Origin of the sequence: Anaeromyxobacter sp. (assembly GCA_016718565.1) — a bacterium.
In the GTDB taxonomy this organism is placed as follows: Bacteria; Myxococcota; Myxococcia; order Myxococcales; family Anaeromyxobacteraceae; genus JADKCZ01.
In genome coordinates this window covers 1,543,227-1,568,185 of the sequence record JADKCZ010000001.1, presented here as the reverse complement: position 1 = coordinate 1,568,185, position 24,959 = coordinate 1,543,227, and the positions used below count along the sequence as shown (strand labels likewise).

The 24,959-nt window shown below is 74.9% G+C and carries 24 protein-coding genes and 1 pseudogene; 11 read left to right on the top strand and 14 right to left on the bottom strand.

The window, feature by feature from the left end:
* The 5 genes and pseudogenes from rho (at window position 1) to IPO09_06750 (ending at window position 6,381) form a co-directional block, all read left to right on the top strand.
* Window positions 1-516 (top strand): annotated as a pseudogene (gene rho / locus IPO09_06770) (transcription termination factor Rho).
* A gap of 253 nt (window positions 517-769) precedes the next feature.
* Window positions 770-1,702 carry a fasciclin domain-containing protein gene (locus IPO09_06765; protein MBK9517050.1) on the top strand — a complete coding sequence of 311 codons (933 nt, stop codon included), beginning with the start codon at window positions 770-772 and terminating at the stop codon, window positions 1,700-1,702.
* Between the two features lie 160 nt (window positions 1,703-1,862).
* Complete coding sequence (locus tag IPO09_06760; protein ID MBK9517049.1) at window positions 1,863-2,429, top strand: sigma-70 family RNA polymerase sigma factor; 567 nt, start codon at window positions 1,863-1,865, stop codon at window positions 2,427-2,429.
* Window positions 2,426-3,325: a hypothetical protein gene (locus tag IPO09_06755; GenBank protein ID MBK9517048.1), complete on the top strand. Its 900-nt coding sequence runs from the start codon at window positions 2,426-2,428 to the stop codon at window positions 3,323-3,325. Before IPO09_06760 ends, IPO09_06755 begins: the two co-directional genes overlap by 4 nt.
* A gap of 191 nt (window positions 3,326-3,516) precedes the next feature.
* Window positions 3,517-6,381: a hypothetical protein gene (locus IPO09_06750; protein MBK9517047.1), complete on the top strand. Its 2,865-nt coding sequence runs from the start codon at window positions 3,517-3,519 to the stop codon at window positions 6,379-6,381.
* Between the two features lie 14 nt (window positions 6,382-6,395).
* Here IPO09_06750 and IPO09_06745 read toward each other — a convergent pair whose 3' ends face one another.
* Both IPO09_06745 and IPO09_06740 read right to left on the bottom strand, forming a co-directional pair.
* Window positions 6,396-6,923, bottom strand: a complete 528-nt coding sequence (locus IPO09_06745) for a hypothetical protein (GenBank protein MBK9517046.1) — start codon at window positions 6,921-6,923, stop codon at window positions 6,396-6,398.
* On the bottom strand, window positions 6,920-7,771 hold the full coding sequence (locus tag IPO09_06740; GenBank protein ID MBK9517045.1) for an NAD(P)-dependent oxidoreductase: 852 nt from the start codon (window positions 7,769-7,771) through the stop codon (window positions 6,920-6,922). The genes IPO09_06745 and IPO09_06740 overlap by 4 nt, the downstream gene beginning before the upstream one ends.
* Window positions 7,772-7,820: 49 nt before the next feature.
* Between IPO09_06740 and IPO09_06735 the strand changes: the two genes are divergently transcribed.
* Window positions 7,821-8,039, top strand: coding sequence for a hypothetical protein (locus tag IPO09_06735; protein MBK9517044.1), 219 nt, complete (start codon window positions 7,821-7,823; stop codon window positions 8,037-8,039).
* 82 nt (window positions 8,040-8,121) lie between these two features.
* Window positions 8,122-9,105, top strand: a complete 984-nt coding sequence (locus IPO09_06730) for an NAD-dependent epimerase/dehydratase family protein (GenBank protein MBK9517043.1) — start codon at window positions 8,122-8,124, stop codon at window positions 9,103-9,105.
* On the opposite strand, the gene aceF is transcribed toward IPO09_06730, so the two are convergent.
* Window positions 9,102-10,502 carry a dihydrolipoyllysine-residue acetyltransferase gene (gene aceF / locus IPO09_06725; GenBank protein MBK9517042.1) on the bottom strand — a complete coding sequence of 467 codons (1,401 nt, stop codon included), beginning with the start codon at window positions 10,500-10,502 and terminating at the stop codon, window positions 9,102-9,104. The genes IPO09_06730 and aceF overlap by 4 nt on opposite strands.
* Before the next feature lie 23 nt (window positions 10,503-10,525).
* The gene (gene aceE, locus IPO09_06720; GenBank protein ID MBK9517041.1) at window positions 10,526-13,189 is read right to left on the bottom strand and encodes a pyruvate dehydrogenase (acetyl-transferring), homodimeric type; all 2,664 of its coding nucleotides are present in this window, start codon (window positions 13,187-13,189) and stop codon (window positions 10,526-10,528) included.
* A 107-nt stretch (window positions 13,190-13,296) separates the two neighbouring features.
* Between aceE and IPO09_06715 the strand changes: the two genes are divergently transcribed.
* Window positions 13,297-14,433: a response regulator gene (locus IPO09_06715; GenBank protein ID MBK9517040.1), complete on the top strand. Its 1,137-nt coding sequence runs from the start codon at window positions 13,297-13,299 to the stop codon at window positions 14,431-14,433.
* On the opposite strand, the gene IPO09_06710 is transcribed toward IPO09_06715, so the two are convergent.
* Complete coding sequence (locus tag IPO09_06710) at window positions 14,430-15,386, bottom strand: serine/threonine protein kinase (GenBank protein ID MBK9517039.1); 957 nt, start codon at window positions 15,384-15,386, stop codon at window positions 14,430-14,432. The two genes, IPO09_06715 and IPO09_06710, sit on opposite strands and share 4 nt — an antisense overlap.
* A 34-nt stretch (window positions 15,387-15,420) precedes the next feature.
* Between IPO09_06710 and IPO09_06705 the strand changes: the two genes are divergently transcribed.
* From IPO09_06705 to IPO09_06695, 3 genes are all read left to right on the top strand, one after another.
* Complete coding sequence (locus IPO09_06705) at window positions 15,421-15,765, top strand: hypothetical protein (protein MBK9517038.1); 345 nt, start codon at window positions 15,421-15,423, stop codon at window positions 15,763-15,765.
* 129 nt (window positions 15,766-15,894) lie between these two features.
* Complete coding sequence (locus tag IPO09_06700) at window positions 15,895-16,623, top strand: Bax inhibitor-1/YccA family protein (GenBank protein MBK9517037.1); 729 nt, start codon at window positions 15,895-15,897, stop codon at window positions 16,621-16,623.
* 19 nt (window positions 16,624-16,642) lie between these two features.
* A complete protein-coding gene (locus IPO09_06695) occupies window positions 16,643-17,314 on the top strand; it encodes a hypothetical protein (GenBank protein MBK9517036.1) in 672 nt (223 codons plus the stop codon).
* Between the two features lie 172 nt (window positions 17,315-17,486).
* On the opposite strand, the gene IPO09_06690 is transcribed toward IPO09_06695, so the two are convergent.
* The 9 genes from IPO09_06690 to IPO09_06650 form a co-directional block, all read right to left on the bottom strand.
* The gene (locus tag IPO09_06690; GenBank protein MBK9517035.1) at window positions 17,487-17,912 is read right to left on the bottom strand and encodes a hypothetical protein; all 426 of its coding nucleotides are present in this window, start codon (window positions 17,910-17,912) and stop codon (window positions 17,487-17,489) included.
* An 84-nt stretch (window positions 17,913-17,996) separates the two neighbouring features.
* Complete coding sequence (locus IPO09_06685; protein MBK9517034.1) at window positions 17,997-19,373, bottom strand: HAMP domain-containing protein; 1,377 nt, start codon at window positions 19,371-19,373, stop codon at window positions 17,997-17,999.
* Window positions 19,370-20,062 (bottom strand): response regulator transcription factor, encoded by a 693-nt coding sequence (locus IPO09_06680; GenBank protein MBK9517033.1) that lies wholly within the window; start codon window positions 20,060-20,062, stop codon window positions 19,370-19,372. Before IPO09_06680 ends, IPO09_06685 begins: the two co-directional genes overlap by 4 nt.
* A gap of 4 nt (window positions 20,063-20,066) precedes the next feature.
* Window positions 20,067-20,813, bottom strand: coding sequence for a hypothetical protein (locus tag IPO09_06675; GenBank protein ID MBK9517032.1), 747 nt, complete (start codon window positions 20,811-20,813; stop codon window positions 20,067-20,069).
* Between the two features lie 14 nt (window positions 20,814-20,827).
* On the bottom strand, window positions 20,828-21,883 hold the full coding sequence (locus tag IPO09_06670; protein ID MBK9517031.1) for a DUF1924 domain-containing protein: 1,056 nt from the start codon (window positions 21,881-21,883) through the stop codon (window positions 20,828-20,830).
* Between the two features lie 86 nt (window positions 21,884-21,969).
* Window positions 21,970-22,302: a divalent-cation tolerance protein CutA gene (locus tag IPO09_06665; protein ID MBK9517030.1), complete on the bottom strand. Its 333-nt coding sequence runs from the start codon at window positions 22,300-22,302 to the stop codon at window positions 21,970-21,972.
* Window positions 22,303-22,336: 34 nt separating this feature from the next.
* On the bottom strand, window positions 22,337-22,888 hold the full coding sequence (locus IPO09_06660; protein MBK9517029.1) for a chalcone isomerase family protein: 552 nt from the start codon (window positions 22,886-22,888) through the stop codon (window positions 22,337-22,339).
* Window positions 22,889-23,025: 137 nt separating this feature from the next.
* Entirely contained in the window at window positions 23,026-23,838 is an 813-nt protein-coding gene (locus IPO09_06655; GenBank protein ID MBK9517028.1) for a DMT family transporter, read from the bottom strand.
* 177 nt (window positions 23,839-24,015) lie between these two features.
* Window positions 24,016-24,954 (bottom strand): DMT family transporter, encoded by a 939-nt coding sequence (locus IPO09_06650; protein MBK9517027.1) that lies wholly within the window; start codon window positions 24,952-24,954, stop codon window positions 24,016-24,018.
* Window positions 24,955-24,959 lie beyond the last annotated feature (5 nt).

The following is a 24,959-nucleotide window of genomic DNA, read 5'->3' as shown; positions in this document are numbered from 1 at the left end:
CCATGGAGCGCGCCCGCCGGCTGGTGGAGGGCGGCGGACGTCGGTCATCCTGCTCGACTCCATCACCTGGCTGGCCCGGAGCCTACAACAAGGAGGTCGAGTCCTCCGGCCGCACCCTCACGGGCGGCGTCGACTCGCGGGCGCTGGAGCGCCCCAGGCGGCTCTTCGGCGCCGCCCAGGAAGGCCGAGGAGGGCGGCTCGCTCACCATCATCGCCACCGCGCTCATCGACACCGGCTCGCGCATGGACGAGGTGATCTTCGAGGAGTTCAAGGGCACCGGCAACATGGAGGTGGTGCTGTCGCGGCAGCTGGCCGAGCGGCGCATCTTCCCGGCCATCGACATCGGCGCCTCCGGCACCCGCAAGGAGGAGAAGCTCTTCTCCGCCAAGGAGATCGAGAAGGTGCGCCGCCTGCGCGGCGCGCTGGCCTCGCTCAAGCCGGTGGAGGCCATGGAGCGGCTCCTCAAGAAGCTGCAGGAGTTCGAGACCAACGACGAGTTCCTGAACTCGTTCTGAGGCTCCACGAGCCGCAGCACCCCAGCGGCCGCGCCGGGTCCAGAGGTGGACCTCGCGCGGCCGTGGTGCGTCCGGTCCCCTTGGTTCCACTGCGCCGGGATCCCGGGCGGGGCGGGACGTCCGGCCGGTGATCGGGTGGACAGGAGGACCATGGTGGGCCATGGCCTGTCCAGTCTGCGTCCAGCATCTGACCAGCGGCGAAGTGGGAGGCAGGCGTGCGCATCACGCGCACCGCCCTTCCACGGAGCCCAGCATGACCAGCCTCTCGAAGCCCCTCGCCGTGCTCGCCATGTCGGCCTTGGTCCTGACCGCCTGCGGGGACTCCAGCGACCCCGCCCCGCTCAACGCCGTCCAGACGGCGCAGGCCACTCCCGACCTCAGCATCCTCGTCGAGGCGGTGGTGGCGGCCGAGCTCTCCACCACGCTCTCCGGCCCTGGCCCCTTCACCGTCTTCGCCCCCACCAACGCCGCCTTCGGCGCCCTGCTCACCGAGCTCGGCGTGAGCAAGGCCGAGCTGCTCGCCAACAAGCCCCTGCTCACCGCGGTGCTCACCTACCACGTGCTCGACGGCAAGGTGCTGAAGGCCCAGGTGCCGGCCGGCAAGGCCATCACCACCAAGCAGGGCGGCATCTTCAAGATCGACGCCGCCGGCCCGGCCCTCACCATCACCGACGGGCGCAACCGGACCGCCGGGATCGTCACCACCGACCTCGAGGTCTCGAACGGCGTGGTCCACGTCATCGACCGGGTCATCCTGCCGGCCGACAAGAACATCGTGCAGACGGCGCAGGCTCTCCCCGACTTCAGCATCCTCGTCGAGGCCGTGGCCGCCGCCGATCTGGTCGCCACCCTGTCCGGCCCGGGCCCGTTCACCGTCTTCGCGCCCACCAACGCCGCCTTCGCCGCGCTCCTCACCGAGCTCGACGTCACCAAGGAGGCGCTCCTGGCCGACACGGCGCTCCTGACTGCGGTGCTCACCTACCACGTGCTGCCGGTCCGGGCGCTGAAGGCCGACATCGTGCCCGGCACCCAGCCGGCCACCGTCCAGGGCGGCACCTTCGGCATCAGCGCCGCGCTGGCCATCACCGACGCGCGCGCGCGCACCTCCGGCATCGTGACCACCGACGTGCTCGCCAGCAACGGCGTCATCCACGTCATCGACCGGGTGATCCTGCCGGCCCCGTGATCGGGTCCTCCCCGGGCCGGAGCGGCGCTCGCCCCGGCCCGGGCCCGCTCCACCGGAGGGAGCGGCCGTCGGCCGCGGGCCCCTGGCGTGGCGCGCCCGTCCCGGCGGGCCCGCCGGGGGCCTTGCCGTTGACGCCGGGTACGCCAATATCGGTGCGGCCATGCCGCCCGTGCCGGAGACGCCCATGCTGGTCCGCGCCGCCCTCGGCGACGACGCCGCGGTGCGCGGTTGCCTGGCCCGCTTCGGTGGGCTGGTCTGGGCCCTGGCCCGCCGCCTCTCGCCCTCGCCCGCCGACGCCGAGGACGCCACCCAGGAGATCTTCCTCGACCTGTGGCGCCACGGCGCCCGCTACGACCCGGCCCGGGGCTCGGAGGAGGTCTTCGTGGCCATGCTGGCCCGGCGCCGGCTCATCGACCGGCGCCGCACGGTCCTGCGCCGCCCGGCCACCCTGCCCCTCGCCGAGGCGGCCGGGGCGTCGGTCCAGGGTGACGCGGAGCGCTGCGCCGAGGCCGGCCTGGCCGTCCGGGCCATGGCGGGGCTGCGGGTGGAGCAGCGGGAGGTCCTGCGCCTGTCGGTGACGCAGGGGCTGACGCACGAGGAGATTGCCGCCCAGACCGGCATGCCGCTCGGCACCGTGAAGGCCCACACCCGGCGCGGCCTCCAGCGCATCCGGGCGGCCCTGCTGGGCGAAGTGAACGAGGTAGTATCGCCGGAGGACGAGCGATGAGCGGGCCCACTCGACAGGACGAGCTGCTGGCCGCCCGCGCCCTCGAGGGGCTCGTCCCCGAGGAGGCGTCGGAGCTCCTGCGCCTGCGCGCCGCCGGCGACGACGGGTTCGACCTGGCGGCCGCGGCCCTGGCGCTCGGCACCATCCCGCCCGAGCCGATGCCGGCGGTGCTGGCGGCCAAGGTGCTGGCCGCCGCGCCGAGCGCCGGCGCCGCGCGGGCCGCCGGGCCGGCCGTTGGACCGGTCGGCGTGGCACCGATCGCCGGACCGGCCGGCGTGGTCCGGGTCGTCGAGCCGCCTGCCCGTGGCCCAGGCACCCCGAAGGCGCGCCCGGACCTGTTCCGATGGGGCGGCTGGGCCGTCGCGGCCGCCTGCCTGGCCCTGGCCGGCGCGGCCTGGCTCCGCCCGCCCGAGGTGCTGGAGACGGAGCGGCTGGTGGTGCAGTCGCCACCGCCCGTGCCTCCCCCTGCGGCGCGGCGCGAGGCGCTGCTCCGGGAGGCCCCGGACGCGCGCACCGTGGCCTGGGCGGCCACCAAGGACCCTGCGGCGCAGGGCGCCTCCGGCGACGTGGTCTGGAGCGGGGCGCGCCAGGCCGGCTTCATGCGCATCCGCGGGCTCCAGCGCAACGACCGCGTCCGCGCGCAGTACCAGCTCTGGATCTTCGACGCCGCGCGCGAGGCGGCCCACCCGGTGGACGGCGGCGTCTTCGACGTGACGGGGACGAGGTGGTCGTCCCCATCGACGCGGCGGTCGCGGTGGACCGGCCGACCCTGTTCGCGGTCACGGTGGAGCGGCCCGGCGGCGTGGTGGTGTCGAGGCGCGAGCGGATCGTGCTGGCGGCGGCCGTGGCGAACTGAGCCGGGCGGGCGAGTTCGGACGTCCGAACCAAGATCGTAGGGTGGCGATGAGCTGGTGGCCCCGATCCTCACCTGGGCCGCGCCGCCCGGGCCGGAACTCCTGGGCTTTGGGGCCAGGGGCGGTCAAACGCAACGTCCTCGAGCACCCAGGAGGTCACAGGTCGTCGCAGGGACAGTCAGAGATGGGATAGGGGCCGGCGCTGAGCCGCCCCGTACGCGTCTGGGGGCCTCATGAAGCGGGTCGGAATCGCACTGGCTGCCTCGCTGCTCACGCTGGTGGGTGCGGGGTGCTCATCCTCCTCCGGGACCCCCACCCCTCCGACCGCCACGGCCTGCGCCGACGGGCTCCGGAACCAGGACGAGACCGACGTGGACTGCGGCGGCTCCTGCCGCGCCGGCTGTGCCGTGGCCGCGTCGTGCAGCGTGAACGCCGACTGCATGCTCGGAGCCTGCTCGGGTCGCACCTGCGTGGTGCCGGCTGGCGCGCCGACGCCCACGGGGCCGGTCAGCGCGGTCCTCGGCGCGGCCGGGGGCGCGCTGGACGTGGTCACGCCCGAAGGAGCGACGCTCCACCTGGAGGTGCCCGCAGGGGCGCTGATCGCCGATGTCCCGCTGACCGTGGAGCCGCTGGCGGCTCAGCGTGGCGAGTGGTTCCGTATCGCCTTCGACACGCCAGGGCTGCTCTTCCGTCAGCCCGTCGCCGTGACCCTGACCATCCCCGGCGGCGCCTTCGACGCCGACGCCACCCTGTTCTCCCGCGCGTCGGGCGCCGACCAGCGGTTCTACGCCCCTTCCGTCCGGAGCCCCGACGGCCGCACGCTGACGGCGGCGGTGACCTCGCTGGGCTTCGGCAGCCTGGCGACACCGGGCCTGCCCCCCACGGCCGCCGTCGCGCGGCAGGCGCGCACGGCCCTCCACCTGGGCGGCCCCGTGGCGACCAGCCCGGGCGCCGACCCGGTCTACTGGAACCGCTTCTTCCTGAACGCCGCCTCCATCCCGCTCGACGACCTTCTGCCGGCGCTGCGGACCCTCTTCTCCGGGCTGCTCGAGGAGGGGCTCGTCCAGGAGGCCATGGTCCTGTCCATCGGGACCAACATGCTGCTGCAGCGCCTCGGCGCAGACGAGGGCCAGTGGACGGGCGCGGCGCGGGCCTTCTTCGACGACATGATGAGGAGCGTCTGCACGGGCCTGGAGGGGGCGATGAAGCGCTCCGCCGAGCTCCAGCCGCAGTGCTTCTGGCAGGCGCGCGACTCGCTGAAGGACCTGCTGACCCTCGGCAGGCTGGAGAACCAGGTCGACGCCATCGCCAGCGGCGGGTGCAACGCCAACAACGCCTGGGCCGCCACCGCCAGCGCGCTGATCGATCGGACGGCTGACTACCTGAACAACTCCGCCAATCGGCTCTCCATCGTGGCCTGCAACTGCAGGGATCCCAAGCGGCTGGCGGCCGAGGCGGCGGGCCGGCTGAAGGCACGCCCCTGGTGCCGCGCGCAGCCGCCCCAGTCCAGGATCGCCCCTGGGGGGGTGTCGTCCGTCGCCTTCGACCGCACCACCGAGCCGGGTGAGTGGGAGGTGCTGCTCGAGTCGGTGTCCGACTCCGGAGATGCCTTCGCTCCCCTCTACGCCGTTGGCGCCGTCGAGGATGGCCAGCGCTGCGATTCGGCCGCACGTGGCGCGCTCATCGGCTCTGCGCGCAAGCATGCCTATGCGCTCTGCAACGACAACCAGGACAGCTCCATCCTGACCTCGCTCGGCCGCAGGGTCGGCACCCTGGACGCGCCGCGCTCCGAGCTCGGCGTCGCGATCCTGATGGACGCCCAGCGCTGCGGTGCCGCGCTCCACGTGGTCGCCGAGCGAGCCGGGCACTCGCCGATCGCCACGGTCGACGTCCCCTCCCCGACCGCGCCCGACCAGGCCCCGGCCGTGCCCCCCGTCGAGGCGGACCCGGACGGCTGGCTCCAGCTCTCCGGTCCCATCGCCACGCTGCGCTGCCGCGACGAGTCCTCCTTCGGGGCTGCGACCCTGGAGCAGGACGAGCTCACCTTCACGGCGGTCGCCGGCGCCACCCGCGTCCCCCTCGAGTCCCGCTACGCCAACGCCGCGCAGGACATCCTCACGGCCGCGGCCGCGCCTTACCCGATCGACCTCCACAGCACGCGCTTGGCCCTCGGCCTCCCCACCGACGGCACCGGGTCCTTCGACGTCGTCATCGAGCGCAAGGGGCCCGGCTGCGGAGTCCAGCCGGCCAGCAACACCATCTTCACCGTGCCGGTGAAGTTTGGCGTGCCCCGGCTGGTCCTGGACGAATCGCGTAGCTTCCCGCATGTCTACAGGGTCTTCAAGATCGGGCCGACCGGCCCGACGGAGATCTTCAGCGTCACCGGGCCCGAGCGCTACTTCCCAAGCCTCTACTTGCGCCAGCGGAACGTCCTGATCGGTACGGTCGCTCGCCTGGACGGCACCTCGGCCGGATGGGCCACCCTGGACGCTACCGGGGCCATCGGCCCGGTCCACCCGCCGGCGGGCGCGGACAGCGAGGATCCCGTGGCCGTCAGCAGCAACGGACGTTTCCGGGCGCACGGCACGACCAAGACCGTCTGCGCCGGCGGGGAGGGCTCCTGCGACGTCACGCACACCGTCCGCATCTACGACAACCAGACCGACGCGTTGATTGACTCCTTCACCGACAGTGATCTCTCTTTCCAGGGCCTCGCCGTAGGACCCGCTGGCGAGGTGTTCACGCCGAGCAACTCCGGCTGGTACCTGCGGCCGCTCGGCGGCGCCCCCCGGGTCCTCGGCAACTACCAGGCCTTCTCGAGCGCCTTCAGCGTCGGCGGCGACAAGGTCTACCTCGGATACCCCCCATCCTTCATCGAGGTGGACCTCGCCACCGGCCAGAGCCGCACGCTGCCGGCGCTCGGCAGCAACACCACCTCGGTGCCCTGGACCGTCGAGGAGGGCGGCCTCCTGTTCCATGTCTACGGTGAAGCCGAGCCTCGGCAGCTCCACCGGCTGGACCTGGCCACCGATGCGATCACCGACGTGGGGGAGTTGCCCCCCTGGGGGCTCGGCCAGCTGCAGCGCATGCTCCCCTGACCCGGCGGGCGGCCTCAGCGTCGGGCCGCCCTCGCCCTCGCCTCCTCCACCCACCCCTGGTGCGGCAGCCAGGCCAGCGCCGCCTCGCGCCGGCCCCAGTCGCCCTCGCACTCGAAGCCGGGCGACGGCGCCAGCGCCCGGCACATGCGCGGGCGGTCGTCGAAGGCCAGGCGGCAGCCGACCTCGCCGAGGAACGTGCAGGGCGCCAGCGCGTCCTGCGGGGCTCCGCTTCGGCCGCGCTCGAGCAGCGTGGCCGGGCGCGGGTAGCGGATGATCCGGCGCCGGTCGCCCTCGGGCGGCTCCACGCCGTCCACCCAGGGCACGCCGACGTGCTCGGCCAGCACCCAGTCACCGGTGAGGAGCAGGGCGGCCAGGGCCGCTGCGGGGTCGCTCGAGGCCACGGAGGCCCCCTCACCCCGGCCCTCTCCCTGGACGGGAGCGGGCGCTCCGAGGAAGCGCTCCGGCGCCTCGAGGCCTGGCCGGGTCAGGCAGCACTGCCCGCCGCAGTCGGCGCAGAGGTCGGGGCGCTCGTTGCCGCTCACCGGATGAGGTCCTTGGCGAGCACGGTCCAGTCCGAGCGGGCGTGCCCCTCGGCCAGCACCTCGTCCATCCGGGCGGCGATGGCCGGGATGGCGGTGAGCGGCACCCCCCCGGCCGCCGCGGCCTCCAGCATGAGCCGGGCGTCCTTGCGAGCCATGCCGAGCTCCCAGGACGGGTTGGCGAAGTCGCCGGCCAGGATCCGCCTCATCCGCGCCGGGACCAGCGCACCCGGGTTGAAGAGGTCGAAGAGCGCGCCGGCCTCGGCGGGTGGGATGCCCTGCGCCTTGCCCAGCGCCAGCGCGTCGATGAGGCCGGTGGTCATGGCCACCAGGAAGAGGTTGCCGATGAGCTTGAGGCCCGCGGCCCGCTCCTCCTGCGGCCCCACCCAGGTGAGCGTGCCGGTCATCGGCCGCAGCGCCGGCGACAGCGCGTCGAAGCGGGCGCGATCGCCGGAGGCCAGCATGAGGCCGGTCCCCTCCAGCGCGTTGACCGGCCCCATGAAGACCGGCGCGTGCTGGAAGGTGACGCCGCGCGCCGCCCACCGGGCCGCCCGCGCCGCCGTGCCGGCGGCCGAGGTGGTGCTGTGGTCCACCACCGCCACGCCGGGCGCCAGGCCAGGCCGGGCCGCCTCCAGCACCTCGTCCACCGCCGCGTCGTCGGAGAGCGTGAGGTGCACCCGCGCCGCGCCGCGCACCGCCGCGGCCGGGTCGGCGCACGGGATCGCCCCCACCTCGGCCAGCGCGGCCGCCTTGGCCGCGGTGCGGTTCCAGACCTGCACCGGCTCGCCGCGGCGGCGCAAGGCCTTCACGAAGCTGCCCCCGAGGAGGCCGGTGCCGAGGAAGGAGATCATGGGGGCGCATCCTGCCCCGCGTCGGGCTGGACCGCTAGCGTCGAGGGCGATGCGCCATGCCCCCTCCCCCACCGGCCCGGACGCCGGCGCCTCCTTGGCCGACCCGACGCTCCTCGACGAGCTCTCGGCCCTGACGCCCGAGGAGCGGCGGCGCTGGAACGATCGCGCGGCGACTGCCAGCCTGGAGCTCCGCCTTGGCTGCGCCGCCGAGGCCGGTGACGACGGCCTTCACCAGTGCCCCGAGCGGCCCTGGGCGCTCGGCCGGTGAACGTGCTGGTTCGGACGTCCGAACCGTCCCCTCGGGTCGCCCTGCCCTTGACCTCGCCGCCGCGGCGGGCCAGGACAACCCGATGCACGTCCTCCTCATCGGCGGGAACCGGTTCGTGGGCCCCCTGCTCGGCTGGCGGCTCCTGGCGGGCGGCCACCGGGTCACCCTCCTCAACCGCGGCCACCACCCGGACCCGTTCGGCGGGCGGGTGGAGCGGCTGGTCGGCGACCGGACGGGCGACCTGGCAGGCCTCCTCGGCGGCCGCTCCTTCGACGCGGTGGTGGACTTCGTGGCCTTCACCGGCGCCGACGGGGCGCGCGCCGCGGCGGCGCTGGCCGGGCGCTGCGGCCACTACGTCCTCATCTCCACCGGGCAGGTCTACCTGGTGCGCCAGGGGGCGCCGAGGCCGGCCACCGAGGCGGACGCCGACGGCCCGGTCATGCCGCGCCCCGCAGGCCCCTACGACCAGGGGCAGTGGGACTACGGCGCGGGCAAGCGGGCCTGCGAGGAGGCGCTGCTGGCCGCGGCCGGCTTCCCGGCCACCCGCGTCCGCATCCCCATGGTGAACGGCGAGCGCGACCCGCAGCGCCGGCTGGAGCGGTACCTCTGGCGGCTGCTCGACGGCGGCCCGGTGCTGCTGCCGGACGGCGGCGCCCACCCGGTGCGCCACGTCTACGCCGGGGAGGTGGCCCGCTTCGTGGCCTCGATCCTCGGCCGGCCGGAGACCTTCGGCCAGGCCTACAACGTGGCCCAGCAGGAGGCGCCCACCCTGGCCGAGCTGGTCGGCCTCTTGGCCGGCCTGCTCGGCAGCCGGGCGGAGGTGGTCTCGGTGCCGGCGGAGCGGCTCCGCTCGGCCGGCCTCGACCCGCTGGGCATGTCCCCCTTCAGCAGCCGGTGGATGTCCTTCGTCGACCCGGGGCGCGCCACGCGGGAGCTCGGCTTCCACCACCTGCCGCTCGCCGAGTACCTGGGGAGGATCGTGGCGTGCCACCTGGCCGGCCCGCCGGCGGACCCGCCGCCCGGCGCCGAGGGACGCGAGGTGGAGCGGCGGCTGGCTGGTGGCTAGAGCAGCACCCTCCGCAGGTCCGCCAGCAGCCCGCCCAGGAAGGTGGTGAACCTGGCCGCCGCCGCGCCGTCGATGACCCGGTGGTCGTAGGAGAGCGAGAGCGGCAGCATCAGCCGCGGGCGGAAGGCCTCCCCGTCCCAGACCGGCTTCATGGCGGCCTTCGAGACGCCCAGGATGGCCACCTCCGGCGCGTTGATGATGGGCGTGAAGGCGGTGCCGCCGATGCCGCCCAGGGAGGAGATCGAGAAGCAGCCGCCCGTCATCTCGGCGGGGCCGAGCTTGCCCTCGCGCGCCCTCAGCGCCAGCTCGCCCAGCTCGCGGGCCAGCGTGAGCACGCCCTTCTGATCGACGTCCTTCACCACCGGCACCACCAGGCCGCCGGGCGTGTCGGCGGCGAAGCCGAGGTGGAAGGAGCGCTTCAGGATCAGCGCGTCGCCGTCGAGCGAGGCGTTGAACTCGGGGAACTGCCGCAGCGCGGCCACGCAGGCCTTCATGAGGAAGGCCAGCATGGTGACCTTCACGCCGTCCTTGCCCTGCTCGGCGTTGAGCCGGACCCGGAGGGCCTCCAGCTCGGTGACGTCGGCCTCGTCGTGCTGCGTGACGTGCGGGATCATCACCCAGTTGCGGGCCAGGTTGGCGCCGGCGATCTTCTTGATGCGCGAGAGCGGGCGGGCCTCCACCGGTCCGAACCGGGCGAAGTCCACCTTCGGCCAGGGGAGCAGGTCGAGGCCGGCGCCGCTGGCCGGCGCCTGCGGCGCGGTCAGCGCCTGCTTCACGTACTTGCGGACGTCCTCCTGCAGCACCCGCCCCTTGGGGCCGGAGCCGGGCACCTTGACCAGGTCGACCCCGAGCTCGCGCGCCGCCTTGCGGACGGAGGGGGAGGCGTGGGTGGTCGGGGCGCCGGCGGGGATGGGGGTGGCCGGCAGGGCGACGGGGTAGGCGGGCAGGCCGGACGAGGCCGGGGGGGCCAAGGGGTGCGCAGCCTGGTCCGCGGCGCCCCTCACCCCGGCCCTCTCCCCGGAGGGGAGAGGGGGGTCCTCACCCCTCGAGGTCGGGGTCGGGGCCGGGGTCGGGGCCGGGGTCGAGCCCGGGGTCGAGCCCGGGGTCGAGCCCGGGGTCGGGGTCGAGGCCGGGGTCGGGGTCGCGGGCGCGGCCGGAGCCGCCGCCTCCAGCGTCAGGATGAGGCTCCCCTCCCCCAGCCGGTCGCCCTCCTTCACCGAGACCTGGCGCACCGTGCCGGCCAGCGGCGACGGCACGTCCATGCTCGCCTTGTCGGTCTCCAGCGTGATCAGCGACGCGTCGAGCGCCACCACGTCGCCCGGCTTCACCAGCACGGCCACCACCCCGGCGTCCTTGACGCCGCCGATGGCCGGGACCCTCACGTCGATGGTGCTCATGCCTTCGCTCGCTCCGGTGGGGGCTAGACGGTCCAGGGATCGGGCCGGGTGGGGTCGATGCCGTACTGTGCGATGGCGGCGGCCACGGTGGCGGCCGGCACGGCCCCCTCGTCGGCCAGCGCCTTCAAGGCGGCCACCACCACGTGGTGCCGGTCCACCTCGAAGAAGCGGCGCAGCTGCTCGCGGGTGTCGGAGCGGCCGAAGCCGTCGGTGCCGAGCACCAGGTAGCGCCGCCCCACCCAGGGGCGGATCTGCTCCGCGAAGGCGCGCACGTAGTCGGTGGCGGCCACCACCGGGCCGGTGGTGCCGCCCAGGCAGGCCTCCACGTGGGAGCGCCGCGGCGGAGCCTCCGGGTGGAGCCGGTTGGCCCGCTCGACCGCCTGGCCGTCGCGCGCCAGCAGCGTGAAGGAGGGGCAGCTCCACAGGTCGGCCTCGACGCCGAAGTCCTGGCGCAGCAGCGCGGCGGCCGCCACCACCTCCCGCAGGATGGCGCCGGAGCCGAGCAGCTGGACCCGGGGCGCCTTCTTCTTCGCGCCGGCCGGGTCGAGCCCGGGCAGCCGGTACATGCCCCTCAGGATGCCGGCCTCGACCCCGGCCGGCATGGCCGGCTGGCGGTCGTTCTCGTTCATCACCGTCAGGTAGTAGTAGACGTCCTCCTGCTCGGCCACCATGCGCCGCAGGCCGTCCTGGATGATGACGGTGACCTCGTAGCCGTAGGAGGGGTCGTAGGGCACGCAGTTGGGGATGGCGGCGGCCAGCAGGTGGCTGTGGCCGTCCTGGTGCTGCAGCCCCTCGCCGTTCAGCGTGGTGCGCCCCGCCGTGGCCCCCAGCAGGAAGCCGCGGGCCCGCATGTCGCCGGCCGCCCAGGCCAGGTCGCCGACCCGCTGGAAGCCGAACATCGAGTAGAAGATGAAGAACGGGATGGTCGGGGTGCCGTGGATGGAGTAGCTGGTGGCGGCCGCGATCCAGTCGCTCATGCCGCCGGCCTCGTTGATCCCCTCCTGCAGGATCTGCCCCTTCTTGTCCTCCCGGTAGAACATCAGCTGGTCGGCGTCCTGCGGCGTGTAGAGCTGGCCCACCTGGCTCCAGATGCCGAGCTGGCGGAACATCCCCTCCATGCCGAAGGTGCGCGACTCGTCGGGCACGATGGGCACCACCCGCGGCCCCAGCACCGGGTCCTTGACCAGCTGCTGCAGCAGCTGCACGAAGGCCATGGTGGTGGAGATCTCGCGCTCGCCGCTGCCCTCCAGCAGCCGCTGGAAGGCGGAGAGCGGCGGCACCGCCAGCGACTCGGCCTTCTGGCGCCGGCGGGGCCGGTCGCCGCCCAGGGCGGCGCGGCGCGCCTTCAGGTACTCCAGCTCCTTCGAGCCCTGCTCGAACTTCAGGTAGGGCACCTCCTCGAGCTGGTCGTCGGGCACCGGCAGCTGGAAGCGGTCGCGGAAGCGGCGGATGGCCTCCACCGACATCTTCTTCTGCTGGTGGGTGGTGTTCTGCGCCTCACCCGACTCCCCCATGCCGTAGCCCTTGACCGTCTTGGCCAGGATCACGGTGGGCTGGCCCACGTGGTTGGAGGCCTCGTGGTAGGCGGCGAAGACCTTGAAGGGATCGTGGCCGCCGCGGTTCAGGTTCCAGAGGTCGTCGTCGGAGTAGTCGGCCACCAGGTGGCGGAGCTCCGGGGTGTTGAAGAACTTCTCCCGCACGAAGGCCCCGTCCTTGGCCTTGTAGGTCTGGTACTCGCCGTCCACCACCTCCATCATGCGGCGCTGCAGGTGGCCCCCGGTGTCGCGGGCCAGCAGGGCGTCCCAGTGGCGGCCCCACACCACCTTGATGACGTTCCAGCCCGAGCCGCGGAACTCGCTCTCCAGCTCCTGGATGATCTTGCCGTTGCCCCGCACCGGCCCGTCGAGTCGCTGCAGGTTGCAGTTCACCACGAAGACCAGGTTGTCGAGCTTCTCGCGGCCGGCCATGCCGGCCGCCCCCAGCGACTCCGGCTCGTCCATCTCGCCGTCGCCGCACAGGGCCCAGACCTTGCGGCCGGCGGTCCTGGCCAGGCCGCGGTCCTCCAGGTACTTCATGAAGCGGGCCTGGTAGATGGCCATGAGCGGCCCGAGCCCCATCGACACGGTGGGGAACTGCCAGAAGTGCGGCATGAGCCAGGGGTGCGGGTAGCTGGAGAGCCCCCGCCCCCCCACCTCCTGGCGGTAGTGGTCGAGCTGGTCCTCGCTGATGAGGCCCAGCAGGAAGGCGCGCGCGTAGATGCCCGGCGACGAGTGGCCCTGGATGAAGACCAGGTCGCTGCCCCGGTCCTTGGTGGGGGAGCGCCAGAAGTGGTTGTAGCCGATGTCGTAGAGCATCGCCGCCGAGGCGAAGCTGGCGATGTGGCCGCCCACGTTGGTGTGCTTGTTGGCGCGCACCACCATGGCCATGGCGTTCCAGCGGATGTAGTGCCGGATGCGCTGCTCCAGCGCGAAGTCGCCCGGCAGCGGCGGCTGCCGCTCCACCGGGATGGTGTTGACGTAGCCGGTGTTGGCCGAGAAGGGCAGGTAGGCCCCGGAGTTGCGGGCCTGGTCGATGAGCCGCTCGATGAGGAAGTGGGCCCGGGCGGGCCCCTCGCGCACCAGCACCCCGTCGAGCGCCTCCAGCCACTCGCGGGTCTCCAGCGGATCCAGGTCGGGAGGGGTGTCCATGGCGCCCTCTCCTAACCGGGTTCGGGCTCCCCGGGTAGCGCCTTTTTCGGCCCGGGGCGCCGCCCCGTCGCCTTGCGGCCCACCCCCCGCCGTGGTCTGATCGGCGGGTGACCGCGGAGCGAGTCCTCATCGTAGACGACGACGAGCTGATCCTGAAGGCGCTCTCCCGCATCCTGGAGAGCGCCGGCTACGACCCCCGGTGCTACCTGGGGCCCGAGGACGCCCTCAAGGCCCTGGACGCCGACCAGCCGGTGGTGGTCATCAGCGACTACATGATGCCCGGCATCGACGGCATCACCCTCCTCAAGCAGGTGCGGGAGCGGGCCCCCGGCGCGGTGCGCATCCTCTGCACCGCCGCCGAGGACTTCCGGGTGGCGCTGCAGGCGGTCAACTCGGGCGAGGTCTTCCGCATCATCTCCAAGCCGTGGCACCAGCAGGAGCTGCTGGCCACGGTGCACCAGGCGGCCGAGGCCTCCCGGCTGCGCAGCGAGAACGACCGCCTCAACCGCGAGGTGCAGCGCCAGAACGGCCAGCTGCGCGAGATCAACCTCCGGCTCGAGGAGATGGTGCGCCACCGCACCCAGGCCCTGCTGGAGGGGCTCATCGCCGCGCTCGACTACCGCGACGCCGAGACCCAGTGGCACTCCCGCCGCGTCTCGCTCTACGCCCGCCGCCTGGCGCTGGCGCTGGGCATCCAGGAGCCGGACCTCACCACCATCGAGCACGGCGCGCTGCTGCACGACATCGGCAAGATCGGCGTGCGCGACCGGGTGCTGCTCAAGCCCGGCCCCCTCGACACCGAGGAGTGGAGCGAGATGAAGAAGCACCCGGCGCTGGGGTGGGCCCTGCTGCAGCGGGTCGACTACCTCAGGCCGGCCTCCACCATCGTGCTGCAGCACCAGGAGAAGTGGGACGGCACCGGCTACCCGAACGGCCTCAAGGGCGAGGAGATCGTCCTGGGGGCGCGCATCTTCCACGTGGTGGACACGCTCGACGCCATGACCAGCGACCGCCCCTACCGCAAGGCCAAGCTCTTCACCGAGGCGCGCGCCGAGATCAGCCGCTGCGCCGGCACCCAGTTCGACCCGCGGGTGGCCGAGGGGTTCCTGGCGGTCACGGCGGACGACTGGGAGCGCATCCGGCTCGACGTGGAGACGGTGGCGGTGCTGTCGGCCGACCTGGCCGAGTCGCCGCCGGGCCACGACGAGCTCTTCTCGGCGCTGCACGGGGTGCTGCGCAACTAGGCGGGGTGGGCCGCGGCCGGGCGCCGGGCCCGCTCGCGCTCCTCCGCCAGCTCGGCCGGCAGCCGCGCCGCCAGCTCGGCCGCCAGCGCCGCGGCCGGCGCCTCGCCGGTGAACGGGCCCAGCGCCGCGGCCAGGTCGGCGGCCCAGGCGAAGCGCTCGGCCGGCTCGCGGGCCAGGGCCCGCAGCACCAGCGCGTCGAGGTCCGCCGGCACGGCCGGGTTGCGCTCCGAGGGGGGCCGCACCTGGGCCGCCCGCACCCGCTGCAGCACCGCCAGGTCGGACGGGCCGCCGAAGAGCCGGTGGCCGGTGAGCAGCTCGTGCAGCACCGCGCCGAGCGAGAAGACGTCGCCGCGCCGGTCCACCGGCAGCCCGGCCACCTGCTCGGGCGAGAGGTAGCCGAGCTTGCCGCGCAGCACCGCCCCCTCGCGGTGGGCGCGGAAGGCGGCGGTGGCGATGCCGAAGTCCAGCACCGAGACCCGCCCGTCCCACCCCAGCAGCAGGTTGGCGGGCGAGAGGTCGCGGTGCACCACCTCGAGCGGCGCGCCGTCGGGGCCGCGGGCGCGGTGGGCGTGGTCCAGCGCCCGGGCCGCCTCGGCCACCACCCAGGTCGACAGCGCCGGCGGCAGGCGCGCCCCGGCGTGGCGCAGGCGCGTCAGCAGGGCCCTGAGGTCGGGCCCGGGGCGGTAGTCCATGGCCATGAAGTAGCCGGACCCCTCTCGCCCCAGGTCCCGCACCGGGACGATGCCCGGGTGGTCCAGCAGGGTGCCGATGCGGGCCTCGTCGAGGAACATGGTGACGAAGCCGGGGTCGTCCGCCAGGGTGGGCAGGAGCCGCTTGACCGCGTAGCGCCGGCCCGGCTCGCCGCGCGCCTCCGCCAGCCAGATCTCGGCCATCCCGCCGATGGCGAGCCGCTCCAGCAGGTGGTACCTCCCGAACGGGATGGGGTCTCTCATTGAAGGCGCCCGCGGGCCGCTCCATGATACCGCCATGGCCACCACCACGTGCTACGGCTGCGGCGCCACCCTCGCCTTCGACGGCCCCATCGGGCGCCGGACCACCTGCCCCGAGTGCGACGCGGACCTGCACCGCTGCCTCAACTGCCGCCACTACGACCTGTCGGCGGGCAACGAGTGCCGCGAGCCGCACGCCGACCGGATCGTCGACAAGGACAGCTCCAACGCCTGCGACCTGTTCCAGCTGGGCGACGGGGCGCCGCGCAAGAAGCACCGCTCCGACGACGCCCGCAACCGGCTGGCCGCCCTCTTCGGGGAGGCCCCCACCCGGAGCGAGGATCCCAGGGACGCCCTGGAGGCCCTGTTCAAGAAGAAGTAGGCGCGGGACCAGGCGGCTCCCGGGGCCGGGGCGCGCCGCCGGCTGGTGCGGCGGCCTGCCGCTGGCGGGAGTCCCGGGCGGGGTGCGCCTGGGGAAGATGAGCGTCGCTGCCTGTGTTAGGTAGGCTCCATGCCCTTCGAACCGACCCGTCCGGACCAGCCCGCCTACACCCTCCGCCCCGCAGCCGCGCCCTACCAGGCCGACAGCGCCGAGCGGACCTTCTTCGCCGCCGTCTACCGCTGGATGGCGCTCGGCCTGGTGGTGACGGCCGGCGTGGCCTTCCTGGTGGCCAGCTCCCAGCCGCTGCTGGAGCTCATCGTCCGCAACCGCTGGGTCTTCTACGGGCTCATGATCGCGGAGATCGGCCTGGTCATCGCCCTCTCCGCCATGGCGCAGAAGCTCTCCGCCCCGGCGGCCGGCGGCCTCTTCCTGCTCTACTCGGCGCTCAACGGCGCCACCCTCTCCATCATCCTGCTCATGTACACCGGCAGCTCGGTGGGCCTGGCCTTCGGCGTCACCGCCGGCACCTTCGGCGCCATGAGCGTCTACGGCACGGTCACCAAGAAGGACCTGACCAGCTGGTCGTCCTTCCTGATGATGGGGCTCTTCGGCGTGGTCATCGCCGGCCTGGTGAACCTGTTCCTGCAGAGCAGCGCCATGTCGTTCATCATCTCCTGCGCCGCGGTGGTGGTCTTCACCGGCCTGACCGCCTACGACACCCAGAAGCTGCGGGTCTTCGCCCGCAACGGCGCCGGCTCGGTGGCGGCGGCGCCGGTGGTGGGCGCGCTGACGCTGTACCTGGACTTCATCAACCTGTTCCTGGCCTTGCTCCGGCTGCTGGGCGACCGGCGGAAGTAGGGCGGGCCGCGCCTCCCGGATGACGTTCCACCCCATCCACGGCGCCGAGCAGCCGGCCCCCGCCGCCGGCGCACACCCGACGCCCGGCGTCCCGCCGGCCCGACCGGAGGGAGCCCATCAGCCGACGGACACCGTCCAGCTCTCGGCGGCGGCGGCGCTGATGCGACGGCTCGACGCCCTGGCGCAGGAGTCGCCGGCGCGCTTCCTGGTGGTGATGGCGCGGGTGGCGTCCCGCCTCACGGCGCAGGCGGCGGTCGAGCCGCGGCACGCCCTGGCCCTCGGCCAGCTGGCGGAGCGGTTCGCCGCGGCGGCCCAGACCGGCACGCCTGCCCCGCTGGTGGCCGCGTCTCTGGTGGCGGCGGGCGCCGAGGGTCCACGGCCCATCCCGTTCGGCCCAGGCGCGCCCTCGGCGGCGGGGACCGCCCAGGCCACCGCGGCCGCGCTGGCCGACGCGGCCCTGGTGGCCGGCGCCGCGTCGCAGCGGGAGCCGGTGCGGCCCCAGAGGCGGTCACCCTACAGGCCCGGGCCGGCCAGCGCGCCACCAGCCGACCAGGAGGCGGGCGCTGCCGCCGGGGGCGGCGGCATCCTCGGGGCGCTCCTCGGGGCGGTGACCGGCGTGGTCGAGGCGGCCATCGATGCGGTGCTGCTCGAGGTGCCCGCGGAGGGCGAGGAGAAGGCGCCGGGGCGCTGAGGTACCCTTTTGTGTTGTTTGGGCGCCCGAACAACACAGAAGGGGCGTGGGGTCCGGGCCGCCGGGCGTCCGGCTCGACCACGGCGCCCAGAAGGAACCAGGCGGCCACGTCGAGCGGCGGGCCCCCTGGAGCGCCACGGGGCGCGTCCGCGCCTCACTGGCCACGGCGCCCTCAGGTCGTGGCCGCACCCGCCGCGCCGCGGCCCGGCCACCGGGACACCACCAGGCCGATCGCGACCCAGGTCGTCAGGCGGATGGCCAGCGCCACCACCGTCCTGGTCTCGTGGGCCCCGCCGGCCAGCACGTGGGCGGCGAAGGCCAGGCAGGCGAGCAGCGTGGCCGCGGCGATGCCCAGCGAGAGCGCCCCGGCCCAGCGGCGCGCCAGCGCGATGCCGGCGGCCGCCACCAGGTAGGCGAACCCGGCCAGGAAGTTGAACCAGACGACGAACGGCACGTAGGCGCCGGCCGCGGCCCGGGCGGCGTCGCTCCCGAAGAGCACCCGGCCACCCGACACGAGGGTGGCGGCGCCGAAGATGGCCGCGACGGCGGCGAGAGCGAAGCGCCACGCGGGGCGGTGCGAGCCTCCTCGGCTGGTCATGGCGCCCTCCCCGGCCCCTCCGGCGGCCCTGGCCGTGAGTATCCGCCCGCCGGGCACGGGCCGCCATGGCCCGCGACGGGGGGCTCAGCCCGCGCCCGGCCTCGGGAAGACGGTCGTCACCTCCAGCCCTCCGCCCACCCGGTCCCCCAGCGTGACGGTCGCGCCGTGGGCGTCGGCGATGGCCTTGACGATGGCCAGCCCGAGCCCGCTGCCGGGCCGCCCCGACGCCACCGCGGCCTGCCCCCGGTAGAAGCGGTCGAAGACCACGCCGCGCTCCGCCTCGGGCACCCCGGGCCCGGTGTCCCAGACCCGCACGGCCACCGCGCCTTGCTCGGCGGTGGCGCGCAGCCCCACCCGCCCGCCAGTCGGGGTGTGGTGGACCGCGTTGTCGAGGAGGGCCTCGAGCAGCTCGCGCAGGGCCGCCCGGTCGGCGGACACGGCCAGGCCGCCGGCCACCTCCACCTCCAGCGTCACCCCACCCTCCTCGGCGCGCGGAGCCAGCAGGCGGGCCACCTCCCGCGCCAGCGGCGCCAGCGCCACCACCTCCCGGGCCACCGATCCCTGGTGCTCGTCGAGCCGCGACAGCGTCAGCAGGTGCGCGATGAGCCCGCTGGCCTCGACCGCCGCCACGCCCACCTCCTGGAGCGCCTCGCGGTAGGCGGCCGGCTCGCGCTCGCGGCGCAGCGCCACCTCGGCGCGCGTGCGGATGGTGGCCACCGGGGTGCGCAGGGCGTGGCTGGCGCGGGCCACCAGCTGCCGCTGCCCGAGCATGGCCACCTCGAGCCGGCCGAGCAGCGCGTTGAAGGCGCCCGCCACCCGCCGCAGCTCCGGGTCCAGCCCGTCGAGCGCCACCCGGCGGTCGAGCGAGGCCGCGCCGATGGCGTCGACCTCGGCGGCCAGCCGGCCCAGCGGCGCCAGCGAGGCGTGGGCCAGGGCTGCCGCCCCGAGCCCGCCCACCAGCAGCGCCACCACCAGGGCCAGCAGGAGCCCGCGCCGGAAGGGCCCCTCCAGGGCGGCGAAGGCCGAGGCGGCGCCGGCCACCTGGACGGTGAACCGGGCCTGGCCGTGCTTCCCTCCCACCTCGACCGGCGCGGTGGCCACGCGCCAGGCCCGCCCGGAGGCGTCGGTGACGGTCTGGAGCGCCGGCTCCGCACCGGCGGGCGGGTCGGGCCAGGGCAGGCCCGCCGGCGAGGCGCCCAGCGGGCCGTCCGGGCCGAGCACCCGGAGCGGGTGCGCCGGATCCCGCAGGGCGTCGCCGCGCTCGTCGCCCTCCAGCCTCAGGTCGCCCTCGTCCTCCACCTCCACCAGCCCGGCCACGGCGGCGGCCCGCTGCAGCAGGTCCTGGTCCACCGCCTCGGAGGACCAGCGCCCGAAGGCGCTGGAGAGGAAGGCGCCCAGCCCCAGCAGCACCAGCGCGGTGAGCCCCACCACCAGCGCGACGAGCTTGGCGCGCAGGCTCACGGCGCCCCGGGGCCTTCGGGCGCCAGCCGGTAGCCGGCGCCGCGCATGGTGAGCACCAGCGCGGCGCCGGGCAGGCCCGCCGCGTCCAGCTTGCGCCGCAGCCGCGCCACGAAGACGTCGATCACGTTGGAGTCGGGATCGCGCTCCTCGTCGTACAGCTTGGCGGCGATGGCGGTGCGCGAGAAGGTCCGGCCGCGCTCCAGCGCCAGCAGCTCCAGCAGCGCGAACTCCTTGGCCGAGAGGTCGAGCGCCACCCCGTCCACGGTGGCGAGGCGCGCCGCCAGGTCGAGCCGCAGCCGGCCCAGGTCGAGCTGGTTGTCGGCGTGCCCGCGGCTGCGCCGGATCAGCGCCCGCAGCCTGGCCAGCAGCTCGTCGAAGGCGAAGGGCTTCACCAGGTAGTCGTCGGCCCCGCCGTCGAGGCCGTCGATGCGATCCTGGACCTCGCCGAGCGCGGTGAGGAGCAGCACCGGCGTGCGGGCGCCCTGGGCGCGCAGGCGCGCCAGCAGGGCCAGCCCGTCGAGGCCCGGCAGCATCCGGTCCAGGACGATGGCGTCGAAGGGGATCTCGGTGGCCAGGTGGAGCCCCTCCAGGCCGTCGCCGCTCACGTCCACCGAGAAGCCCTCCTCGGAGAGCCCCGCGGCGATCGACCGGGCGAGCGGGCTCGCGTCCTCGACGACCAGGATTCGCACGTGATCACCCGGGCGGGATTCTCACCCGATCGCCGTCGAAATCCCACCTCGCCGCGCCCTGGTGGCAGGCGGCGCAGTTGGCCAGCGACGCCACCGACGGCCGGGCCACCACCGCGCGGGGCACCTCGCGGTGCTCGTCCCGGAACCAAGCCAGCTCGGTGATGCGCTGGGGCGCGGCGCCGGATCCGGCGCGCCCCGGCCCGGCCCGCTCGACCAGCCACCCCTCCAGCCGGGCCCGCAGCGGCTCGTCGAGCCCGGCGTCCTGGCCGAAGTGGGTGCCCAGGCCGGCCATCACCCGGCGCCAGGAGTCGGCCGGCAGCAGCCTCGGCGGGTAGGCCAGGTGGCAAGCGCCGCACTCCTTGGCGTAGGCCGGGTCGACGGCGCCCTGCGGGCCGCCGGTCGGGTGGCGGTCGCCGCCCTCGCCGCTGTGGCGCCCACCGTCGTGGCGGGCCTCGTCGTGGCGACCTCCGTCGTGGCGCCCACCGTCGTGGCGGGCCTCGTCGTGGCGACCTCCGTCGTGGCGCCCACCGTCATGGCGGGCCTCGTCGTGGCGACCTCCGTCTCGGCGACCTCCGTCGGGGCGGGCCTCGTCGTGGCGGTCGCCATCCTCCCCGGGCTGGTGCTCCCGATCCTCGGAGTCCACTTCGTGATCGCGACGGTCGTCGCGGCGCCCCTCCGAGGCGGCGGCGGCGCCGAGGGTCAGGGTGGCGGCCAGGACGGCGACGCCGAGAGCGAGGTGGGTGGTGCGCATGGCTGGTGGCTCCTTCACGGGGCGAGGAGGTAGGTGATGAAGTGCCCCTTCTCCTCGGGGGAGCACTCGCGGCCCAGCACCTGCTTGCAGTTCCGCTTGAACCACTTCTCGACGTCGCCCCGGTCGCTCAGCCGGGCCGGGTTGGCCGACGGCGCCAGCGGCTCCACCACCTTGCCGATGGGGGTGCGCCCGGTGCGGCGCGGATCGTCGGTGTGGCAGGTGGCGCAGGAGACCCGCTGGCCGTCCTGCAGGTGCTCGCCGGCGTAGAGGCGGCGCCCCTCGGCCGGCGAGAAGCCGGCGAAGGCGGGCCGCGCCGCGCGGGCGGCCGCCTCGTACTCGCGGAGCAGGTCGGCGGCCAGCGGGCTCTCGGCCCGGGCCCGGAGCGGCAGGCCGAGCAGGGAGGCCAGCCCCAGGGCCGCCGCGGCGCCCAGGGCGAGCGCGGCGGCGGCGCCCCCCGCCCGGAGGAGCCCGGTCCCGGTCCCGAGGCCGGTCGGCGGGAGCGGGTCCCCGTCGTCCGGGGCGCGCTTGCGGCCAGTGACCATGCCCAGGATCAGGTTCTGCCGCTCCACCACGGAGGAGAAGAGCACGCCGGCCACGTGCACGGCCACCAGCGCCAGCAGGGCGCCGGAGAGCGCCTCGTGGACCTCCTTCACCCCCTTGGCGACCCGCAGCGACAGGAGCCCGCTGAGCGGCCCCCTGAACTCGGGCCCGGCATAGGCGACGGCGCCGGTGGCGGCCAGGCCCAGCAGCACGACCAGGAGGGCCACCACCATGGCGCCCCCCAACGGGTTGTGGGTCAGGTGGAGCGGCGGCCGCCCGCGCACCAGCTCCCGCGCGTAGGCCAGCACCTGGCGCGGCCCGCGCACGAAGGAGGAGAAGCGGGCCGGACCCGGGCCGACCACGCCCCAGGCCAAGCGGGCCACCACCAGCGCGACCACGGCGAGGCCGAGCCTGACGTGCACCGGCACCAGGGCGTCCTCGTCGGACGTGAGGAACGACCCGAGGACCGCCAGCGCGAGCCCCCAGTGGAACAGCCGGACCACGACATCCCAGACCTTCACGGTGCGCATGTGCCTGCCTCCGAGGTGAGCTTCGACCAGCTCGCCCGCAGGCTACGGCGCGGCACATGACGCCAGCATGAACGCGGCGCGGCCCGTCAGGGCCCCTCCCCCCGCGTCTCGCCCGCCACCCAGGCCAGGTACCGCGCCGCCCCCGCCTCCACCGGCAGCGCCAGCACCTCCGGCACGTCGTACGGGTGCAGCCGCAGCACCTCGTCGCGCAGCGCCTCGAACCGGTCGCGGGTGGTCTTGAGGACCAGCAGCGCCTCCGGCTCGTCGTGCACCCGGCCTTCCCAGCGGTAGATGGAGCGCAGGCCGGTCACCACGGTGCCGCAGGCGGCCAGGCGCGCCTCCACCAGGGCGCGCGCCAGCCCGGCCGCCACCTCCGCGGTGGGCGCCGTCACCAGCACCACCAGCACCTCCGTGCTCACGGCGTCACGCTCCGCGGCGCCTCGCGGTGCGCCGCTACTTCCCCAGCATCCCCTGCTTCAGGTCGCCGTCGGCCGGCTTGTCGCCGAGCCAGTTGCGCAGCAGCGCGTCGCCGAACTTCTTGCCGGCCACCACGATGGGGGCGCCGCCCGGGGGCGTCAGCGTGGAGCCGACGCCGGGCTGGTAGGAGATGCTGAAGAGCTCACCTTCCTTGAAGTCCTTGATCCCCGCCTCCACCGTGGCGAGGCCTGGCAGGAGGGTCGCCAGGTCGGCCGCCGAGTTCTTCTCGAACCCCTCCTTGAAGGCGCCGACGATCTTCTCCTTCTCGACGCCGCGCTTGAAGGTCATGGTGACCAGCCAGGGCGCGTCGGCCGAGACGATGGCGCCCACCTCGCCGGCCTTCTGCTCCAGGTAGAGGGCGCCCACGTAGACCTTGATGAACAGCTTGGAGCGCAGCCCGGCGCCGTTCAGCACCAGGGCCTTGCCGCCGAGCGCGGCGGTGTCGGGGACGGCCACGCCGGCCACCTCCTTGGCGAGGGCCGGGGTGGCGAGGGCGAGGACGAGGGCGGCGACGGTGAGGAGGCGCATGCGGGCTCCTTCGGTGGCGACGTGCGCGTGGTGGTGACGCGCCTTGAGCGAGGTGAGGCCCGGACTCTAGCCCGGTGGCCTGCCGCCCGCAGGGCGTGGCGCCGGGTGCCCCCGTGCGGGGGGCGGAGCGGCGGCGGCTACCCCTCCGGCGCCCCCACCCGCCGGCTGCCCATCACCGACCCGTAGGCCACCCCCGCCACGCCCACCACCACGCCCACCAGCGAGGCCGCCGGCAGCACCTCGCCGAGCAGCGGCACCGCCAGCAGCACCTGGGCGATGGGCGTGAGCTGCAGCCAGACCGCGGCCTCCGACACGGTGAGCGCCCCGTAGGCCTCGGCCATCATCACCTGGGCCGCGTAGGCCGCCAGCGCCATGAGCAGCGCCACCGCCCAGGCGCCGGGGGCCAGGGTCCAGGGGTCCAGCGCGAACGGCAGCGCCACCGGCATCCCGCCCAGGCAGAAGTAGAAGAAGATGGTGGCGGCGTTGTCGGTGGCCCGCATGGCGCGGATGGTCACGGCCGACACGGCGGCGAAGACGGCGGCGCCGATGGCGAACAGCTCGCCCGCCCCCACCCCGAGCGAGAGCGTGCCGCCGCCCAGCACCAGCGCCACGCCGGCCGTGGCCACCAGGAGCCCCAGCAGGAGGTGCACGGTGGGGCGCTCGCCGAAGGCCGGCACCGCCAGCGCGGTGGCGATGACCGGGAACAGGTTGTAGAACAGCCCGGCCTCGCCGGCGGGGATGCGCGCCAGCGCCAGGAAGTAGAGCACCACCACCACCCCGCCGGAGAGGCCGCGCGACCAGAGCAGCCGGCGGTTGACCGGCGCGTAGCGGGCCAGGCCGAGCCGGAAGGCCGCCAGCGAGAAGACGGCGCCGGCCCCGAAGCGGATGACCGAGAGCTGCCCGGCGGTGAAGGCACCGGAGGCGGCCAGCCGGCGCGCCAGCACCGCCATCAGGCCGAAGGAGAGCGCGGTCCCGAGGACCAGCAGCCGGGCGCGGGTCCGGGCCGGGCCGGTGGCGGTCACCGGGGGCTCCAGGCCGTGGTCGAGGCGGGCCCCTCACCCCGGCCCTCTCCCGGAGGGGAGAGGGGGACTCAACCCTGGTCGAGGTCGGGGCCGGCGGGACCATCGTCACGACTCCTCGCTCGGCAGCCCGGCCGCCGCCTCCACCAGCGCCGGGTCGGTCCCGGGCACCGGGCGGTGGCCGAACAGGGAGCCGTACACCACCCCGGCGATGCCCAGCAGCACGCCCAGCGCCGCCATGCCGCTGAGCCGCTCGCCGATGGTGAGCCCGATGGCGAAGGAGGCGATGGGGGTGAGCTGCTGCCACAGCGCCGCCTCCGGCACCGCCAGCGCGCCGTAGGCCTCGGTCATGAGGAGCTGGGCCAGGAAGGCCACCAGCCCCACCCCGCCGGCGGCCAGCCAGGGGGTGGCCTCGCGCGGCCAGGGGGCGAAGCCGAACGGGATGGAGACCAGCGCCCCGCCCAGCGCCATGGCCAGGAAGATGGTGGGGGCGTTGTCGGTGGCCCGCAGCGCGCGGATGGAGGTGACCGCCGCCCCGCCGAAGATGGCCGAGACGATGCCCAGCACCTCCCCGGTGCCCAGCGCGAAGGTGAGCTCGCCGCCACCCAGCACCAGGAAGACCCCGGCCGAGGCGACCAGCAGCGCCACCGCCAGGTGCACGGTGGGGCGCTCGCCCAGCAGGAAGAAGGAGATGATCACCGCCCAGATGGGGAAGGTGTTGTTGAGGAGGGTGGCCTCGCCGGCCGGGATGCGGGCGATGGAGAGGAAGTAGAGCAGCGCCGCCACGCCGCCGAACAGGCCGCGAGAGACCAGCAGGCCGTAGCGGACGGGCCGGTAGGTGCCCGGCCGGACCACGAAGAGCGTGCCCACCGCCAGCAGCCCCACCAGGAAGCGCACCAGGGTGACCTGCCCGCCGCTCATGGCGCCGGCCGCGGAGGCCACCTTGGCCAGCACGGCCGACAGTCCGAAGAGGACGCCGGCTCCGAAGAGCAGGGCGCGCGCCCGGACCCGGCCGGGGAGCCCCGGCGGCGGAGCGAGGTTCGCCATGTGGG

Coding starts and splice junctions, on each gene's coding strand:
- IPO09_06765 (MBK9517050.1), top strand. CDS start 770: ATGACCAGCCTCTCGAAGCCCCTCGCCGTGCTCGCCATGTCGGCCTTG.
- IPO09_06760 (MBK9517049.1), top strand. CDS start 1,863: ATGCCGCCCGTGCCGGAGACGCCCATGCTGGTCCGCGCCGCCCTCGGC.
- IPO09_06755 (MBK9517048.1), top strand. CDS start 2,426: ATGAGCGGGCCCACTCGACAGGACGAGCTGCTGGCCGCCCGCGCCCTC.
- IPO09_06750 (MBK9517047.1), top strand. CDS start 3,517: ATGAAGCGGGTCGGAATCGCACTGGCTGCCTCGCTGCTCACGCTGGTG.
- IPO09_06740 (MBK9517045.1), bottom strand. CDS start 7,771: ATGATCTCCTTCCTCGGCACCGGCCTCCTCGGGGGCAGCTTCGTGAAG.
- IPO09_06735 (MBK9517044.1), top strand. CDS start 7,821: ATGCGCCATGCCCCCTCCCCCACCGGCCCGGACGCCGGCGCCTCCTTG.
- IPO09_06730 (MBK9517043.1), top strand. CDS start 8,122: ATGCACGTCCTCCTCATCGGCGGGAACCGGTTCGTGGGCCCCCTGCTC.
- aceF (MBK9517042.1), bottom strand. CDS start 10,502: ATGAGCACCATCGACGTGAGGGTCCCGGCCATCGGCGGCGTCAAGGAC.
- aceE (MBK9517041.1), bottom strand. CDS start 13,189: ATGGACACCCCTCCCGACCTGGATCCGCTGGAGACCCGCGAGTGGCTG.
- IPO09_06710 (MBK9517039.1), bottom strand. CDS start 15,386: ATGAGAGACCCCATCCCGTTCGGGAGGTACCACCTGCTGGAGCGGCTC.
- IPO09_06705 (MBK9517038.1), top strand. CDS start 15,421: ATGGCCACCACCACGTGCTACGGCTGCGGCGCCACCCTCGCCTTCGAC.
- IPO09_06700 (MBK9517037.1), top strand. CDS start 15,895: ATGCCCTTCGAACCGACCCGTCCGGACCAGCCCGCCTACACCCTCCGC.
- IPO09_06695 (MBK9517036.1), top strand. CDS start 16,643: ATGACGTTCCACCCCATCCACGGCGCCGAGCAGCCGGCCCCCGCCGCC.
- IPO09_06690 (MBK9517035.1), bottom strand. CDS start 17,912: ATGACCAGCCGAGGAGGCTCGCACCGCCCCGCGTGGCGCTTCGCTCTC.
- IPO09_06675 (MBK9517032.1), bottom strand. CDS start 20,813: ATGCGCACCACCCACCTCGCTCTCGGCGTCGCCGTCCTGGCCGCCACC.
- IPO09_06670 (MBK9517031.1), bottom strand. CDS start 21,883: ATGCGCACCGTGAAGGTCTGGGATGTCGTGGTCCGGCTGTTCCACTGG.
- IPO09_06660 (MBK9517029.1), bottom strand. CDS start 22,888: ATGCGCCTCCTCACCGTCGCCGCCCTCGTCCTCGCCCTCGCCACCCCG.
- IPO09_06655 (MBK9517028.1), bottom strand. CDS start 23,838: ATGGCGGTGCTGGCGCGCCGGCTGGCCGCCTCCGGTGCCTTCACCGCC.
- IPO09_06650 (MBK9517027.1), bottom strand. CDS start 24,954: ATGGCGAACCTCGCTCCGCCGCCGGGGCTCCCCGGCCGGGTCCGGGCG.